The following is a 17,286-nucleotide window of genomic DNA, read 5'->3' as shown; positions in this document are numbered from 1 at the left end:
CACTCGAAACATTCCCCCCAAGCCATAACGAGACCGTTATGCCCAGATGGCCGACCGTGCTTTTTTTGCTGTCGCTGATGACCTGGACCGCAACGGCTGGTGCGTTGACTCTTACCGACGAAGAACGTACCTGGCTGACGGCTCATCCGGAATTGCGCCTGGGCGTGGACGCGTCCTGGCCGCCGTTTGAATTTCGCGACGAACATGGGCGTTATCAGGGCCTGGCAGCGGACTACATCAACGTCATCCGTCAACGGCTGGCCATCAAACTCACGCCCATCGAGCCGGTCAGCTGGACCGAGGTCCTGAAACAGGCCAAACAAGGCAAGCTAGACATCTTGCCGGGCATCATGTCGACTCCCGAGCGTCAGACGTATCTATCGTTCACCCGCCCCTATCTCGACTTTCCGATTGTCATTCTGGCTCACGTCGGAGGTCCCCAACCGCGCAAACTCGAAGACCTGTACGGGCTGAAGATCGCCGTGGTGGAAAACTATGCCCCCCATGAACTATTGCGCACCCACCATCCCGACCTGAATCTGGTGGCGATGCCCAATGTCAGCTCGGCGCTGCAGGCGCTCGCCACCGACGCTGTGGACGCCGTAGTGGGCGATCTCGCCTCCAGTGTGTGGAGTCTGCGCCAGCTCAAGCTGGACGGGCTCTACGTCAGCGGTGAAACACCCTATCGCTACCAATTGGCGATGGCCGTGCCCCCGAACAACAAACTGCTGGTCAGCATCCTGGACAAAGTCCTGGCAGACATGACCCCGAGTGAAATCAGTTCCATCCAGGAACATTGGGTCGGCAACGTCCTGGACCATCGAACCTTCTGGCTGGACGCACTGAGTTACGGCCTGCCAGGATTACTGTTTCTGATGATCGTGCTGGCAGTGGTTATCCGGATCAACCGTCGACTCAGTTCGGAAATTGCCCGTCGGGTCGCTCTGGAACAGGAGCTGCGCAGCAGCGAATACCATTACCGCGGGCTGGTGGAGAGTCTTTCCGCCATTGCCTGGGAAGCCCGGATCAGCGACTACACCTACAGTTATGTGTCACCTCACGCTCAGGACCTCCTCGGTTATCCCCTGCCCCATTGGCTGATTCCGGGCTTCTGGCGCAACATCATCCACCCCGCGGATCTGACCCGGGCCCAGACCTTCTGCGACCGTGAAGTGGCGGCCGGGCGCGATCACAGCGTCGATTACCGGGTCATCACCGCTGACGGCCGCTGCCTGTGGGTCCGCGATATCGTCAGCCTGATCGAGCACGCCCATGAACCGGTACTGCGCGGACTGATGATCGACATCAGCGAAGCCAAGCGCACCGAAGAGGCGCTGCGCCTGTCGGAACAGAAGTTCGCGTCGGTATTCCAGCAATGCCCGGATATTCTGGTAATTGCGCGGCTTTCTGACGGCTGCCTGCTGGAAGTCAACGAAGCGTTCGAAGAACAAATCGGCCTCAAGGCCGAAGACGTCATAGGCCAGACCGCCACCGACCTGAACATCTGGGGCGTACCCGGCGTGGGGCCGGGTTTGTTGCAGCGCTTGCAGGCAGGCAGCATCCGCAATCTGGAGATGCCCTTTCGCCGCAGCAATGGCCAGGTGTTTACCGGCCTGATATCCGCCGAGCCTTTCGATCTCGATACCACCCCGGCCCTGGTGGTCGTCGTGCGGGACATCAGTCAACTCAAGGAAACCCAGCAGCAGCTGCAAACCTCCGAAGAGAAGTTCGCCAAGGCCTTTCATGCCTCCCCCGACGGCTTGCTCCTGTCCCGGCAGAGCGACGGCTTGCTGTTGGAAGTCAACGAAGGCTTCAGCCGTATTACCGGTTTCAATAGCGCGATGTCCGTGGATCGGTCGGCCCTGGACCTGGGGATCTGGGTCAATCTCAACGAGCGCAAACAGATGCTCGAGCTGTTGCACCGGGATGGTTTCGTCCGCGACTTCAGTTGCCACATCCGCCGCAAAGACGGGCAAATCCGGCTCTGTGAGGTTTCAAGCAGGCCGTTGCCCATCGGCGATGAGGACTGCATGCTGACCATCGCCCGGGATATTACCGAGCGACACTTGATGCAGGAGAAACTGCAGCAGGCCGCCACGGTGTTCGAGAGCACTGCCGAGGGTGTATTGATCACTGACACCCAGCAGCACATCAGCGCAGTCAATCGTGCATTCACCGAAATTACTGGCTACAGCGAGAGCGAAGCGCTGGGCCATACCCCTCGCTTGCTCGCCTCGGGCCTGCATGACAGCGCATTTTATGCGGCGATGTGGCATCAATTGACCGCCGACGGTCATTGGCAAGGCGAGATTTCCAACCGGCGCAAGAATGGCGAGCTCTACCCGAGCTGGCTGACCATCAGCGCAGTACGCAACCGGGATAAATTCATCACCCACTTTGTTGCGGTGTTCGCGGATATTTCCAGCCTCAAGCACGCGCAGGCCAAACTCGACTACCAGGCGCACCACGACCCGCTGACCGGCCTGCCAAACCGCACGCTGTTCGAAAGCCGACTGCTGAGCGCACTGAACAATCAGCAGGAAAACGGGGGCCAGGGCGCGGTGCTGTTCCTCGACCTGGACCGCTTCAAACACATCAACGACAGCCTCGGTCACCCGGTCGGCGACCTGCTGCTCAAAGGCATCGCCGTGCGCCTCAAAGAACAGTTGCGCGATATCGACACCGTAGCGCGGCTGGGTGGCGACGAATTCATCATCCTGCTCCCCGGCCTGCAACAGTCCAGCGATGCCGACAACATCGCCACCAAGCTCCTCAATTGCTTCTCCGCCCCTTTCCAGGCCGGCGAGCACGAGTTTTTCATCAGCGCCAGCATCGGCACCAGCCTCTACCCCAAGGACGGCTGCGACGTCGCCACACTGGTCAAGAACGCCGATGCTGCGATGTATCGCTCCAAGGCCAAGGGCCGTAACCGGGTTGAAAGCTACACCCGCGACCTCACCGCCCAAGCCAGCGAGCGCGTGGCGCTGGAACATGAACTGCGGCGCGCCATCGAGCGTAATGAGCTGTTTTTGTACTACCAACCCAAAATCAGTCTGGACGATCATCGAGTGGTGGGCGCAGAAGCGCTGATTCGCTGGCGTCACCCCAACTTCGGCGATGTACCCCCCGAGCACTTCATTCCCTTGGCCGAAGAAAACGGCATGATCCTGCAAATCGGCGATTGGGTACTTGAGACCGCCTGCCGACAGATGTACGAGTGGAATCAGGTCTATGAGTGCCTGGGCCCACTCTCAGTCAACCTTGCGGGCGCTCAACTGCGTCAGCCGAACCTGCTTGGCCGGATCGAGCAATTGCTCAAGGACAACCACCTCAAACCCGGCTTCCTGCAACTGGAAATCACTGAAAACTTCATCATGAGTCAGGCCGAAGAAGCGCTAGCGGTGCTGCATCAACTCAAACGCCTGGGTGTGCAACTGGCAATCGACGATTTCGGCACCGGTTATTCGTCCCTGAGCTACCTCAAACGCCTGCCGCTGGACATCCTCAAGATCGACCAATCGTTCGTCCGCGGCCTGCCGGACGACCCACACGACGCGGCCATTGTTCGCGCAATCATCGCCCTGGGCCGCAGCATGCAATTCACCGTCATCGCCGAGGGCGTCGAAACCCAGGCCCAGCAGCAATTCCTGGCTGCGGAGGGCTGTGAACAGATCCAGGGTTACATCGTCAGCCTGCCCTTGCCACCGGACGAATTCGCCGCGACGTTTCTTCGTACAGCCATATTGGATTTTTCGGATAGCACAGCCGAGAAACCATCGCTATAATCCGCGGCCTACTGAGGGCCTATAGCTCAGTTGGTTAGAGCAGGGGACTCATAATCCCTTGGTCGTAGGTTCGAGTCCTACTGGGCCCACCAAACAAATCAAAGGCTTACGCTTAACGGCGTAGGCCTTTTTTGTTGGGTACAGGTTTTCGTACCTATATAAAGTCTGTAAGGCGGGCCTACCACCTGTCGGGACGCAGATTCCGCCTTGCTGGGCTACGAGCCGACAAGCTAATGGCGAATAGGTGGTGTCCTGCTACCCTGAATCTTTACCGCAGTCGGGCTTGCCGTCACCCCTGTCGCGTCTCCTAAAGATGGGTTGAGAGTAACTTTTCACAAAGAGTCAAAAGCGCTTAAAAAGATCGCAGAGCAGTTAAGTGCTTACCTTAAGTAAAGCGTATCAAAATACGTTCGCCTCGCTCACTCGGGACCGCGTGCCTCGCGCCCCCTTAGCTTAATCGCCAGACTGAACGTGCGAACCACAGTCAACGGTGAGAAGGAGTCCACACATCAAAGACCGTTTGCATCTTAGTCACCGCTTGTAGAAAATCATCGTCTTTTTGCACGAATGGATACGCGCATGAAGTTCGAGAAGACCATGCAGTACAGGTCCGAGGAAGGGATCGTCTTCAATCTGTCTCAAATCACCCTCATGGAAAGCGACCGAGGTCGCCTGCGCGAGCTGCACTTTAGCGAAGCGAAACGCGCCCATTACCAAGTCAACAGCATGGTCGTCGATATGTACGACCGAATGCAGGCTCGAAACCTGCCATGCCTGCTGACAGTCTGCATTTCCAATCCCCTGACCCGGCAGCAGGCCGATGCTATCAGCACTATGCGCGGCAACGTCGCCAAGGGAATTGCTGCGGCCTCAGGTGGCGTTGCCGGGAGGGTAGGTGCGTTGGGCGGACCGCTCATTGGTTGGGCTTCAGGTGCAGTCGTGACGACAGGTGTCAACTGGTACCTCAAAGGGGCCCTGCCGAACCTGCATGCAGGTGACGTGCTGGTCAGCATCGAGGGAGAGGTCCATGGCGGGATTGGCCCACAGCGCTCTGTCGTGACGCTGGTCATCAAGGTCTGAGGAACTGCACATGCCCTACATCATGCAAACTGTCGTCCTTCTGGTGCTGGGCGCGATCCTCGTTCAGTTTCTGAAACCATACCCGCTGCGCAAGTGGCTGGGTTTGGCGCTGCTGGCAACGGGCTTGGTCAGCATCTTCAAGGTTGGTGAGCAGCAGGTGCTGGGCTTTGACCTGGAGCTGTTAGCACTGCTGGCCGTGCCGCTGGGCGTGGTGCTTTTCCTGACGCGGCGGCGGTTCACGGAGGGGGACTGAAGCCCTGGCACGATTTCTCGGTGCCGTCTCTGACCCAAAATCATATGGGACAACAGTCGATCAACAGCGCGTTGATCGATGATCTTAGCGTTGGACCTTGCCGGCGGATGGGGGTCACTTTGAACATACTGGTAACTCCTAACGTAGGTTAGATGCCGCCAAAATCACTGTTAAATGATGGGTGGCGGCTGTAACGCAGGCCAGGTGCAGTCGGAAATGTGTAATGCCACATTGACCAGCCTCGCCAACTCTGCGGGCGCGGCGTAATTCTGATCCTAGACAGCACGGATCTAACGCACATGAAAGGTCACCGCAATCGCCAACCTTTTAAGTCAGACTATACGCATGCCTTAGGCCAAGCCGCGTTTTGCTTCTCGATCTGTGAATGGAACGTGGTTTGGAGCTGCGAGAGAATTAGCCCGGGGGCACTACAGAAGATCGTGGGCGAAGACTGGTGACTCCTTCGCTGTAAAGGCTTGCGTGATCCGCCTTAGCTCGATTCGTGAACTCCCTGGTCAGCCGGTGCAAGTTCGGGGAACTCAACAAGCAGTGCCTTGTTACCCCTGGCGATGTGCTCCATCACCGCCAAGGCGATGTTTTCACGCACCATCCCGACCGAGACGTAGTACATGGCCCAGGCTTGTTCGGGCGCGCAGTGGCCAATCTGCTCCTCAATTTCCTTGTAGGCTTTGTATTCATCCGACTCCAAGTAGCACTGGCAATCACCCTGGTACATGATTTTTCTCCTTCCCTAGAACCTCTGTGACAACCCCTAAGTCAGTCGGTTGATAAGGGCTGCTCTTGCTCCCTACGTGATTACCAGTGCTCCAAATTGGCAAGCCGAAAAATCCAGAAAAGCCACGTGCAGGCCAAACCGAAATAGATCAACCTCCTTTTAAATTATAAACTCACATCATACTTACGGAGCAATTCTTCAATACGGCTCAACCGCTGATCATTAAAGACAATTGACTGGTTATCCAGCGACATAAAGCCATTTGCAATGAGCGCTTCATATCGCTCAGTCATTTTTATCAGCACTACCAACTCTTTAATTTCGCTTTTAATTTCTCTGTAAATCCCCATAGCACCCTCATATAAAATAAAGACCCCCATAGAACAACAAAGACGACAATCCAGTCAGATCACGTACCACTCTTCACTTTGGTCCAAATCCGAGTGCGGATTCGTTCCAACTTCAATGGCAGCGGCTCAAGTGGAACAAGTGTAGCAACGGTCTTTTGGTCTGGATAAATCCAAGCATTGTCACGCAGCTTCCGCTCAACAAACTCATAGGCATCTTTATTAGCGTTAGGATACAGAGTGTGGTTTGAAGTCTTGGCAATAACTTCTGGTCGCAACATATAATTAATAAACGCCATCCCCTCCTTTGGATGGGGAGCATCTTTTAACAGAACCAGATTTTCCGACCAAACCAGCGCTCCCTCGCGAGGAAGGCTGTAGGCAATCTTGCGTCCAGTGTTGGCCTTCTCGTTGATGGCCTGCGCAGCAAGGGCACCATTAGCCCATCCCACAACTGCACAAATATTGCCATCAGCCAGGTCAGAGTCGATTTTGGATGAGTCGAAATAGAGGACGTAGGGACGGATTTTTAACAGTAGGGCTTGAGCCTTCTGGTAATCATCCGGATTCTTACTGTTGCTAGGGAGCCCAAGGTAATGCAAAGCAATCGAAATGATCTCACTTGGAGAGTCGAGCATTGCCACACCACACGACTTGAGTTTACTGATGTTTTCTTCTTTGAAGATCAAATCCCAGCTATTCACCGGAGCATCATCACCCAATGCCGCTTTGACTTTAGCAACGTCATAACCAATGCCGGTGGTACCCCATAAATAGGGCACAGCGTAGCGGTTACCAGGATCATTGACTGCTAGCTGGGACAAAATATCAGGATCGATATGTGACAAATTACTCAGTTGATTACGATCCAACGGCTGAAGTACTCCCGCCTGGATCAGGCTTGGCAGCACATTGGAGGTAGCCACAACCACGTCATACCCCGTGCGCCCAGCCATCACTTTACTCTGCATGATTTCGGCACTGTCGAACGCATCCATATGAATTCGGCTGCCGGTTTCCTGCTCAAACTCCTCTGGAGTTTCCGGTGCGATAAGCCCGAACCAGTTGTACAGATACACCCCAGGCTCTACAGCCCCCACTGATGTGCTGATCCCTGCACAGAGAAGCGAGGCTGCAAAAAGGGTTCGCAAAGGTGATTTGCTCATACAACTATCCTTGTCAAGACGACATGCCCTCATGGCCATCGTGAATCCTGATCGTGAATATACCCGGCATTGACGAATAGTAAATACCTACGAATACTTACCCGCGACCTACGAATCCCTAACCCTAAAGGGGTAGAAAATGCCACTCGACCTTCATAGCCTGGCTTGGCATCGATCAATTGGAAAGCTGATCATGCAGTTGAATCGCCCAGAATTCTGGAGTTCACTTATTCGTACCTTAAATGAATATGTGCAAATCGATAACTGGGTGGTGTTAATATTCAGCAATCAACAAGTGCAAGTTGTTAGTCTTCCTGAAGTAGCAGACACAGAAGAGGTAGATGCGTTCATTCATCGCTACGTGAAGGGGCTTTATATGCTCGATCCATTTTATATAGCCAATCGAGAAAACCCACAGAGCGGTTTCTTTCATATGCTGGATATTGCACCCGAGCACTTCCTTGAAACTGAGTACTATCATCAATATTTCGCACAGTACATTTCTGTAGATGAAGCACAGTACAATGTCCAGCTCGACTCCGATAGAACGCTATGCATTTCCTTTGGCAGTAACGCCCGCTTTAACCAAGAGCAAATAACAATACTTGATATTATCAAACCATGGGTAACTGCATTAATGCATCAACGCATGTGCTTTGAGGTTGACGTAGAAAAAGATCTCCCAGAACCGACTCTATGGCCAGAAACGATTCTCCAGCTTGGCACACAAATAACAACGCGCGAAAAGGACGTTCTCCAATTATTACTCAGCGGATTCTCTAACAAAGAGATAGCAGGAAAACTTTCCTTGTCGGCAGAAACAATAAAAGTTCATCGCCGAAATATTTACGCTAAATTGAACATCAAATCACAACCCGAATTATTTGCTCGATTCTTTATGCCAAAACAGGATATCTGCCCTACAAATTGAAGTCAGCGCCAGGCACTTTTCAGGCCCAAACACTCAACGATGGAATGGCTTGCACAGGCCGCAACCGCTCAAGCATTTCCCCCGTCAACACGACGTCATAAGTATCCGCCGGCCGCCCCCACTGCTCCACAATGACCATGCCGTCTACCAGCGCCGCGCCCAAGCCGGTAATCGTGTCGGCCAATGCCTCTACGATTTGTTGGGTCCGCAACCACACACGATCAGTAATCTCTTTAAGCTCGGCAGTTATGCGCTCGGACGACGCTGGATCCGTATCGGGGTAGGAGATATTTCGCAACAAGTGCCGTAACTCCCTTACTTTTGCGTAATCCTGTTCCGCCCCAAGTTCTCCATTCAGGATGGCTGTCGCTTTCGTTTTATCGACGAGTTTCCTGGCTGAATGCTTTGCAGGTAAGGTCTGACTCATAGCGCCAGCAAAAAGGACTATCAACCGACCTTCCAAATGTTCCTTCATTTCTTCTATCGAGGAAATTGACCGCGTCAAGATAATGGAAGCCCCGGCCTGATGCCTCAAGTCCATGGTGACTTTCAGCGTCACATCACCCGTTTCAAAGCCCAAGGCTCGGGCAACCACGTAGTGCCCCATTTCGTGATTCGCAATCTGCAATGCATGATCCCGTATAGCGGGAGGCATTTTCTTCATCATTCCCATCATCTCCCGTCACAGCCCTGCGTTGCGTATTCGACTATGAGAGTAACGGCTCGTGTCCATGCTATCGATGTAGAGCCCGCTCCGCATCATTACTCCAGCCATTTCGCCAGCTTAAATCAGCCATTAACCATTTCGTTACATCAGTGTCCTGGTAACCCGACCGAGGCGTATCTGATGATCCGAAAAAGGAATTTTTATGGTTGATGTCACGCGTCGTTCAATCATGGGGTTTGCTGCCGCCCTGCCCTTTCTGGCGCACACACCGTGGGTTCGCGCGCAGAACCCGACGGTCGCCGAGCCCGTTCCGTCCGATGAAGTGCTGATCAACTTCAATGAAAGCCCGTGGGGGCCTGTGCCTGCTGCCCGGCAAGCGATGGAACGAGGGATCGCCTTATGCGGGCGCTACCCCTATAAAACCCAATATAAACTCAATGCCCTGTTCGCCCGCCAACAAGGCGTGCCGGAAGAGTACGTTCAGACTTATAGCGGCTCCAAAGCAGCCCTGCAGCACGCGGTGCACGCTTTTACACAAAACGGGAGTCTGGTGGTCGCTACGCCCTCCTACGAAGATCCCGTTGAAGCGGCGCGCGGCAGAAAAGTCTCGGTGCATGAAGTGCCGCTCAATATTCAACACGCCCACGACGTTCAAGGGATGCTGGCGGCTGACTCGAATGCCGGATTGATCTACCTGTGCAATCCGAATAATCCGACAGGCACAATCACCCCGCGCGCGGACATCGAACGGGCGCTCGCCGAGAAGCCCAAAGGCTCGATCCTGTTGGTTGATGAGGCCTACCTCGACTTTTCGGATGAGCCTACCTGCATTCCGCTGGTCAAGGATCACCCTGAGCTGCTGGTGCTGCGCACGTTCTCCAAGATCTATGGCATGGCCGGTGCCCGCCTCGGCGTGGCGGTGGGTCATCCGGCATTGCTTGAGCAACTGGAAGTGTTCGGCAATTACAACGTGCCAGCCGTCTCGACATTGCTGGGCGGGATTGCCAGCCTTGAGGACGCCGAACTGTTGCCCCAGCGAAAACAGAACAATGCCCGACTGCGTGATGAGACCAGCGCCTGGCTAAAAACACGCGGTTTTCGCTGCACGGCATCGCAGGCGAACTGCTTCATGATTGATGTCCGGCGCCCGGCAGACGAAGTTGTGAAAGCACTTGCCGATCGCGGTGTGCGGATTGGTCGGGTGTGGCAGAGCTGGCCGACCTGGGTTCGAGTCAGTGTGGGTACAGATGAGCAGATGCGGCGGTTTCGTGAGGCGTTTGCGCAGGTCACCCAAGACTAAAAGGACGAAGGTGGGACTGGTTCAGACAACCGCCACGAGCACCGCGCAGGATGTGCCTGTAACATGCCTGCCCATTGATCTGTGCCGCTGGAGATGCCCCTTTGCCTGACACCCGCCCGCCCGTTCTCGACGAAATCGACCGCCAATTGATCGCGGCCTTGCAGATCAATGCCCGCGAAAGCGTGGCCATGCTCGCCCGGCAACTGGGTATCGCCCGCACCACCGTCACTTCACGCCTGGCGCGGCTGGAAAAGGCCAAAGTGATCACCGGTTATGGTGTGCGTCTGGGGCAGCGCGTGGTGGATGGCGGATTGCAGGCGTACGTCGGGATTACGGTGCAACCGCGGTCCGGCAAGGAAGTGCTGCGGCGTCTCAGCGCCATGGCGCAGGTTCAGCAGTTGTGTGCGGTGAGTGGCGAATTTGATTATGTGGCATGGTTGCGCACCGACTCGCCGGAGCAACTGGATCAGTTGCTGGATCAGATTGGCAGTGTGGATGGCGTGGAGAAGACGACGACTTCGATCATCTTGAGTAGCAAGATTGATCGGGGGCAGCCGGTTTGAGTTTCCGCCGTTAGGTCTTGGGTATCTGGTCGGGCCTCTTCGCGGGCAAGCCTCGCTCCTACAGACTAATTTCGTCGTAACGCCGCGCTGTGTCGTCACAATGTGTAGACGCAAAGCAAAATGACGACACATTGCGTCTTATTAACGTGTTCTACGCTCTCTAGAATGGCTGCCATCTTTTCCTATACTCAGACGCGCACTCTGCGTCAGGTCGCCAGCAAGGTCAGCCATGAACAAGAACAATCGCCATCCTGCAGACGGTAAAAAACCGGTCACCGTTTTCGGCCCGGACTTTCCTTTCGCCTTCGACGACTGGATCGAGCATCCGGCCGGGCTGGGCAGCATTCCTGCGCAGAACCATGGCGCCGAAGTGGCGATAGTCGGGGCTGGCATTGCAGGCCTGGTGGCCGCCTACGAATTGATGAAGCTGGGTCTTAAACCCGTCGTCTACGAAGCCTCGAAGATGGGTGGCCGTCTGCGCTCACAGGCCTTCAACGGCGCTGAAGGCATCATCGCCGAACTCGGCGGCATGCGTTTCCCGGTGTCTTCGACCGCGTTTTATCACTACGTCGACAAGCTCGGCCTCCAGACCAAACCCTTCCCGAACCCGCTGACACCTGCGTCGGGCAGCACGGTGATCGATCTGGAAGGCAAAACTCATTACGCACAGAAATTGGCGGATCTTCCTGCACTGTTCCAGGAAGTTGCTGACGCCTGGGCGGATGCTCTGGAAGCCGGCTCGCAGTTCTCCGATATCCAGCAAGCGATCCGTGACCGCGACGTGCCGCGCCTCAAGGAACTGTGGAACACCTTGGTGCCGCTGTGGGACGACCGCACGTTCTATGATTTCGTCGCCACCTCCGAAGCCTTCGCCAAGCTCTCGTTCCATCACCGCGAAGTGTTCGGCCAGGTCGGTTTCGGTACTGGCGGCTGGGACTCGGACTTCCCCAACTCGATGCTGGAAATCTTCCGTGTGGTGATGACCAACTGCGACGATCACCAGCACTTGGTGGTCGGCGGAGTGGAACAAGTGCCGCTGGGCATCTGGCGCCATGTGCCGGAGCGTTGCGTGCATTGGCCTGAAGGCACCAGTCTCAGTTCGTTGCACAGTGGCGCGCCGCGCTCCGGCGTGAAAAAAATTGCCCATGCACCGAACGGGCGTTTTACCGTTACCGATAACTACGGCGACACCCGTGAATATGCAGCAGTACTGACCACCTGCCAGAGCTGGCTGCTGACCACCCAGATCGAATGCGACGAAAGCCTGTTCTCGCAAAAGATGTGGATGGCCCTGGACCGCACCCGCTACATGCAATCATCGAAGACTTTCGTGATGGTCGATCGCCCATTCTGGAAGGACAAAGACCCTGAAACCGGTCGCGACCTGATGAGCATGACCCTCACCGATCGCCTGACACGCGGCACTTACCTTTTCGACAACGGCGACGACAAGCCAGGGGTGATTTGCCTGTCGTACTCGTGGATGAGCGACGCGCTGAAAATGCTCCCGCACCCGGTGGAAAAACGCGTAAAACTGGCACTGGACGCATTGAAGAAGATCTACCCGAAAGTCGACATCGCCGCGCGGATCATCGGCGATCCGATCACCGTGTCGTGGGAAGCCGACCCGCATTTCCTCGGGGCCTTTAAAGGCGCCCTGCCCGGCCACTACCGCTACAACCAGCGCATGTACGCGCACTTCATGCAGGACGACATGCCGGCCGAGCAACGCGGAATTTTCATCGCCGGCGACGACGTTTCGTGGACGCCGGCCTGGGTCGAAGGCGCGGTGCAGACCTCGCTCAACGCGGTGTGGGGGATCATGAAACACTTCGGCGGTGAAACTCACGCCGAAAACCCGGGTCCAGGAGATGTGTTCAACGAAATCGGTCCGATCGCCCTGCCCGAGTAAGAGGAATCCGAAATGCGCGTAGCCCTTTACCAATGCCCACCGCTGCCCCTGGATGTCGCAGGTAATCTGCAACGCCTGCATCAACTGGCGCTGGAGGCCAAGGGCGCAGACTTGCTGGTGCTGCCGGAGATGTTCCTGACCGGCTACAACATCGGCATCGATGCCGTCAGCGTACTGGCGGAGGTGCACAACGGTGAATCGGCGCAGCAAATCGCGCGCATTGCCAAAGCGACGGGGATCGCCATTTTGTATGGCTACCCGGAGCGCACCGAAGACGGGCAGATCTACAACGCCGTGCAGTTGATCGACGCCAATGGCGAGCGGTTGTGCAACTACCGCAAGACTCACTTGTTCGGCGACCTCGATCACTCGATGTTCAGCGCCGGGCCGGATGAGTTTCCGCTGATTGAACTCAACGGCTGGAAGCTAGGCTTTTTGATCTGCTACGACCTGGAGTTCCCGGAGAACGCCCGGCGTCTGGCATTGGCCGGCGCCGAACTGATTCTGGTGCCGACGGCGAACATGATTCCCTACGATTTCATCGCCGACGTCACCGTCCGCGCACGGGCCTTCGAAAACCAGTGTTATGTGGCCTACGCCAACTACTGCGGGCACGAAGGCGAGATCCAGTATTGCGGCCAAAGCAGCATCGCCGCACCGGATGGCAGCCGCATCGCCCAGGCCGGACTTGATGAAGCGCTGATTGTCGGTGAACTGGATCGTCAGCTGATGATCGATTCCCGCGCCGCCAATCGCTACTTCCTCGACCGCCGTCCTGAGCTATACGGCGAGCTGAACAAGCCCTAATCCGCTAGCATTAGCGCTTCTCTGTTCTGGAAGTGCTCATGCCTGCGCTGAATCACCCTCGCCTCCACACTGAAACCCTCGCCAATGGCCTGCGGGTGACGCTGCGTCATGCTCCCGATTTGAAGCGCTGCGCCGCCGCGTTGCGGGTCGATGCCGGCAGTCACGACGTGCCACTGGCCTGGCCGGGGCTGGCGCACTTTCTTGAGCATTTGCTGTTCCTGGGTACAGAGCGCTTTCCCGCAGAGCAAGGGCTGATGGCCTACGTACAAAGTCATGGCGGGCAGGTGAATGCGCGAACCAGCGAACGTACGACGGACTTCTTTTTCGAGCTGCCACCTCAGGCGTTTAGGGATGGACTGGAGCGTCTGTCAGACATGCTCGCTCATCCGCGTATGAATCCGGACGATCAGCGGCGGGAACGGGAAGTGCTCCACGCCGAATTTGTCGCCTGGTCGCGGGATGCGACAGCTCAGCAGCAATTTGCTTTGTTCGACGGGCTCGCGGCGGCTCATCCGTTGCGGGCGTTTCATGCGGGAAACCGTTACAGCCTGCCGGTGCCGCAGCCCGAATTCCAGCAAGCGTTGAAGGGTTTCTATCAGCAGTTTTATCAGACCGGGCAGATGACACTGAGCCTGGCCGGGCCACAGAATCTCGATGAATTGAAGGGGATGGCTCAGGCGTTTGCCGCTGCTATTACCCCCGGCGAAAAAGTCTCTCAGGCAAAATCCACCCCGTTGATGGATTCTTCAGATAATAGTTATCAACAGGCTGGAGAACGTCGGCTTGATCTGCTGTTCGCCTTCGAAGCACTGCCCGACTCATCGCCCGAAGCGCTGGCCTTCCTGTGCCACTGGCTGAATGCCGAAAAACCCGGCGGCCTGTTGGCGCAGCTGCGAGAGCATGGGCTGGCGGACAATCTGAAAGCCGCGTCGCTCTATCACTACGCTGACCAAGCCTTGCTGCACATCGAATTCACACGGCCCGCCCATGCCACCCAACCGGCCAACGTGATCCGCGATCGGCTCCTGGATTGGCTGGGCTTTTTTGCCTCTCATCAGGATTGGGCCGAATTGCGCGAAGAATACGCAGCCCTGCTGCAGCGCCAACAGCAAGTCAGCAGCGCCTTGCAACGGGCCCAACGAGACAGCGAACAGCTTGAACCCGAGTTATTCGAACAGGGCGTTGTCGCCCTCAAGGCAATCCTCAAACAAATTGGCGCTGTGGATAACTTCACCGGCCAGTGGCAACTGCCGACCCCCAACCCGTTTTTGCGCGCCGAGACTCCACCCTCGAATGCCGGATTGATTCGCGGCCAGACCAGCGCCCATCGCGGCCTGCGGACTTTTGCCCAGGATCGCTCACGCAGTCGCCGCGAACGATCGCCGATGCAATTCAGCCAGGCGCTGCCGGATAACACGGATGAAGGTGCGGTTTATCTGCGCTGGCGTCTGGAGTTCGCACCTCACAGCCGCCTTCAGTCGAATCTGGAAAACAGCCTGCGGATGCTGCGCGAAGATGCGCGTCAGGCCAGTGTCGACTTTTCCTTCAGCGCTTCGGGCAATGAATGGCTGCTGAAGATGACGGGCCTGCAGGAACCGATGCCGACAGTCCTCGAACATGCGCTGAAAGAACTGACAAAACCTGATGCCGATTTCTCACAGGAAGAGTCGGCGGCCATTGCGTTGATGCCGATTCGACAGCTTCTCAAGGCATTGCCTGATCTATGCCTTGAGCACACCGAAGCCTCAGATGAGTTGCAGCAACTCTGGTCGGGCGCACGCTGGGATGGCCTGGCGATAGGCCTGTCTGCCCAGACTCAAGCGGCGATGGGGCTTGCCTTGAGTCGTATTCCCGGCACTGCGGACAGTCAACTGACGCCGTCTCCGTCGATTCGCTCGCAGCATCTGTGGAACTCCGTCGATACCGGCTCCAGCGAACACGCGCTGTTACTCTTTTGTCCGACGGCAACCCATGACATCGTCGATGAAGCTGCCTGGCGTTTGCTCGCACACATGTGCCAGACGCCGTTCTACCAGCGCCTCAGGGTAGAGCTGCAACTCGGATACGCCGTGTTCAGCGGACTACGCCAGATAAACGGTCACGCCGGGCTGCTGTTCGGCGTGCAATCGCCGAGCGTCGCGCCTCTGGATTTGCTGGAGCACATCAAACAGTTCCTCAGCGAATTGGAAGGGATGATCGAAAGCATCGATGACGCGACCTACATCGATCAGCGCCAAGCTCTGGCCGATCAATTCGACAACACCGCCCTGCCCAACGCCCAGGCCGCCGAACTGCTCTGGCAAGGCAAACTGGCCGGCCATTCGTCTGACTACCTGAATCGTCTGCCTCAGGCAATTCTGATGATCGACCGTGAAGCCTTGCTGGCGGCGGCACAACGACTGAATCGGGCCGACGGCGGATGGCGCTGCCTGGCCAACGGAACGTGCCCCACTGAGCTTTGGCAAGTGGCAAAATGATCATTACCGGTGCTGCAATTAGCTTTCTCAAAGATTCGTGGCCAATCGCTCTGTAATTTTGAGTAACATAGCCACCTAACTATCTGAACATCTCCGGCTGGAGGTGGACTATATGTATAGGTCTCAACTGTCCCATCCACCTGAAGGAGCGCTTCTATGTCCTGGTCCAAACCTGCTTACACCGACCTGCGTATCGGCTTCGAAGTCACCATGTACTTCGCAAGCCGCTAAGCTCTGCCGTCTGGTAGAGAATGCAGTGCTACGCCTCGGCTCGCCGGGGCGTTTTTATTTTCAGCTTTCAATGATGGAGCGGCCATGTTTGTCCAGATTCTAGGTTCAGCCGCCGGCGGCGGTTTCCCCCAGTGGAACTGCAACTGCGTGAACTGCGCAGGTTTTCGCGACGGCAGCCTGCGGGCCGAGGCACGTACCCAGTCGTCCATCGCGATTTCCGATGACGGCGTGAACTGGGTGCTGTGCAATGCTTCGCCGGACATCCGCGCCCAGCTCCAGAACTTCGCGCCGATGCAGCCAGGTCGCGCGCTGCGTGACACCGGCATCAGCGCAATCATCCTGATGGACAGCCAGATCGATCACACCACCGGCCTGCTCAGCCTTCGCGAAGGTTGCCCGCACCAAGTGTGGTGCACCGACATGGTCCACGAAGACCTGAGCACCGGTTTTCCGCTGTTCACCATGCTGACTCACTGGAATGGCGGGTTGAACTGGAACCGTATCGAACTCGACCAGAGCTTCACCGTCCCGGCCTGCCCGAACCTGCGCTTCACCCCGCTGCCCCTGCGTAGCGCCGCACCACCGTACTCGCCGCATCGGTTCGACCCGCATCCGGGCGACAACATCGGCCTGATCGTCGAAGACCTGGGCACCGGCGGCAAACTGTTCTATGCACCGGGCCTGGGCAAGGTCGACGCATCGCTGATGAAGATCATGGCCAGCAGCGATTGCCTGTTGGTGGATGGCACGATGTGGGACGACGACGAAATGCAGCGCCGTGGCGTCGGCACGCGCACTGGCCGGGAAATGGGCCACCTGGCGCAGAACGGCCCCGGCGGCATGCTCGAAGTGCTGGAGCAGCTACCCAAACAGCGCAAAGTGCTTATCCACATCAACAACACCAACCCGATTCTCGATGAAGATTCGCCGGAGCGCGCGGAGCTGGTTCGGCGCGAGGTTGAAGTGGCGTATGACGGCATGAGTATTGTGTTGTAGCGGATGACCCCATCGCGGGCAAGCCACGCCCCTAC

Annotated in this window: 15 protein-coding genes and 1 tRNA gene; 12 read left to right on the top strand and 4 right to left on the bottom strand. The window is 56.7% G+C overall.

From position 1 onward, the window contains the following. Positions 1 to 38: 38 nt before the first annotated feature. The 4 genes from F6R97_RS17440 to F6R97_RS17425 all read left to right on the top strand — a co-directional run bounded on the left by F6R97_RS17440 (position 39) and on the right by F6R97_RS17425 (position 5,118). A complete protein-coding gene (locus tag F6R97_RS17440; RefSeq protein ID WP_038981223.1) occupies positions 39 to 3,785 on the top strand; it encodes a bifunctional diguanylate cyclase/phosphodiesterase in 3,747 nt (1,248 codons plus the stop codon). Between the two features lie 15 nt (positions 3,786 to 3,800). After that, positions 3,801 to 3,877, top strand: a tRNA-Ile gene (locus tag F6R97_RS17435). A gap of 487 nt (positions 3,878 to 4,364) precedes the next feature. Then, on the top strand, positions 4,365 to 4,865 hold the full coding sequence (locus tag F6R97_RS17430) for a hypothetical protein (RefSeq protein WP_050682142.1): 501 nt from the start codon (positions 4,365 to 4,367) through the stop codon (positions 4,863 to 4,865). Positions 4,866 to 4,875: 10 nt separating this feature from the next. Beyond that, positions 4,876 to 5,118: a hypothetical protein gene (locus F6R97_RS17425; protein WP_054594326.1), complete on the top strand. Its 243-nt coding sequence runs from the start codon at positions 4,876 to 4,878 to the stop codon at positions 5,116 to 5,118. A gap of 490 nt (positions 5,119 to 5,608) precedes the next feature. Here the strand turns inward: F6R97_RS17425 and F6R97_RS17420 are convergent, their stop codons facing one another. The 3 genes from F6R97_RS17420 to F6R97_RS17410 all read right to left on the bottom strand — a co-directional run bounded on the left by F6R97_RS17420 (position 5,609) and on the right by F6R97_RS17410 (position 7,367). Then, complete coding sequence (locus F6R97_RS17420) at positions 5,609 to 5,854, bottom strand: hypothetical protein (RefSeq protein WP_038981217.1); 246 nt, start codon at positions 5,852 to 5,854, stop codon at positions 5,609 to 5,611. 164 nt (positions 5,855 to 6,018) lie between these two features. Next, the gene (locus F6R97_RS17415; RefSeq protein ID WP_038983593.1) at positions 6,019 to 6,204 is read right to left on the bottom strand and encodes a hypothetical protein; all 186 of its coding nucleotides are present in this window, start codon (positions 6,202 to 6,204) and stop codon (positions 6,019 to 6,021) included. 59 nt (positions 6,205 to 6,263) lie between these two features. After that, positions 6,264 to 7,367, bottom strand: coding sequence for a polyamine ABC transporter substrate-binding protein (locus tag F6R97_RS17410; RefSeq protein ID WP_315866873.1), 1,104 nt, complete (start codon positions 7,365 to 7,367; stop codon positions 6,264 to 6,266). Positions 7,368 to 7,506: 139 nt separating this feature from the next. On the opposite strand from F6R97_RS17410, the gene F6R97_RS17405 reads away from it, so the two are divergent. Next, a complete protein-coding gene (locus F6R97_RS17405; protein ID WP_038981213.1) occupies positions 7,507 to 8,298 on the top strand; it encodes a helix-turn-helix domain-containing protein in 792 nt (263 codons plus the stop codon). 19 nt (positions 8,299 to 8,317) lie between these two features. Here the strand turns inward: F6R97_RS17405 and F6R97_RS17400 are convergent, their stop codons facing one another. Further along, positions 8,318 to 8,965 carry a peptidase M41 gene (locus F6R97_RS17400; RefSeq protein WP_315866872.1) on the bottom strand — a complete coding sequence of 216 codons (648 nt, stop codon included), beginning with the start codon at positions 8,963 to 8,965 and terminating at the stop codon, positions 8,318 to 8,320. 202 nt (positions 8,966 to 9,167) lie between these two features. On the opposite strand from F6R97_RS17400, the gene F6R97_RS17395 reads away from it, so the two are divergent. The 7 genes from F6R97_RS17395 to pqqB all read left to right on the top strand — a co-directional run bounded on the left by F6R97_RS17395 (position 9,168) and on the right by pqqB (position 17,251). After that, a complete protein-coding gene (locus F6R97_RS17395; RefSeq protein WP_315866871.1) occupies positions 9,168 to 10,265 on the top strand; it encodes a pyridoxal phosphate-dependent aminotransferase in 1,098 nt (365 codons plus the stop codon). 101 nt (positions 10,266 to 10,366) lie between these two features. Beyond that, complete coding sequence (locus F6R97_RS17390; RefSeq protein ID WP_007980298.1) at positions 10,367 to 10,828, top strand: Lrp/AsnC family transcriptional regulator; 462 nt, start codon at positions 10,367 to 10,369, stop codon at positions 10,826 to 10,828. Between the two features lie 229 nt (positions 10,829 to 11,057). Further along, entirely contained in the window at positions 11,058 to 12,740 is a 1,683-nt protein-coding gene (locus tag F6R97_RS17385; RefSeq protein ID WP_048397802.1) for a flavin monoamine oxidase family protein, read from the top strand. Between the two features lie 12 nt (positions 12,741 to 12,752). After that, on the top strand, positions 12,753 to 13,547 hold the full coding sequence (locus F6R97_RS17380; protein ID WP_048397800.1) for a carbon-nitrogen hydrolase family protein: 795 nt from the start codon (positions 12,753 to 12,755) through the stop codon (positions 13,545 to 13,547). Positions 13,548 to 13,585: 38 nt separating this feature from the next. Continuing rightward, the gene (gene pqqF / locus F6R97_RS17375) at positions 13,586 to 16,024 is read left to right on the top strand and encodes a pyrroloquinoline quinone biosynthesis protein PqqF (protein WP_315866870.1); all 2,439 of its coding nucleotides are present in this window, start codon (positions 13,586 to 13,588) and stop codon (positions 16,022 to 16,024) included. Between the two features lie 156 nt (positions 16,025 to 16,180). Then, a complete protein-coding gene (pqqA, locus tag F6R97_RS17370; RefSeq protein ID WP_009045898.1) occupies positions 16,181 to 16,255 on the top strand; it encodes a pyrroloquinoline quinone precursor peptide PqqA in 75 nt (24 codons plus the stop codon). An 84-nt stretch (positions 16,256 to 16,339) separates the two neighbouring features. Beyond that, complete coding sequence (gene pqqB, locus F6R97_RS17365) at positions 16,340 to 17,251, top strand: pyrroloquinoline quinone biosynthesis protein PqqB (protein ID WP_038981205.1); 912 nt, start codon at positions 16,340 to 16,342, stop codon at positions 17,249 to 17,251. Positions 17,252 to 17,286: the final 35 nt, after the last annotated feature.

It is taken from the genome of Pseudomonas sp. JV414 (assembly GCF_032424305.1).
GTDB lineage: Bacteria > Pseudomonadota > Gammaproteobacteria > Pseudomonadales > Pseudomonadaceae > Aquipseudomonas > Aquipseudomonas lini.
This window is presented reverse-complemented; position numbering and strand designations above follow the sequence as displayed.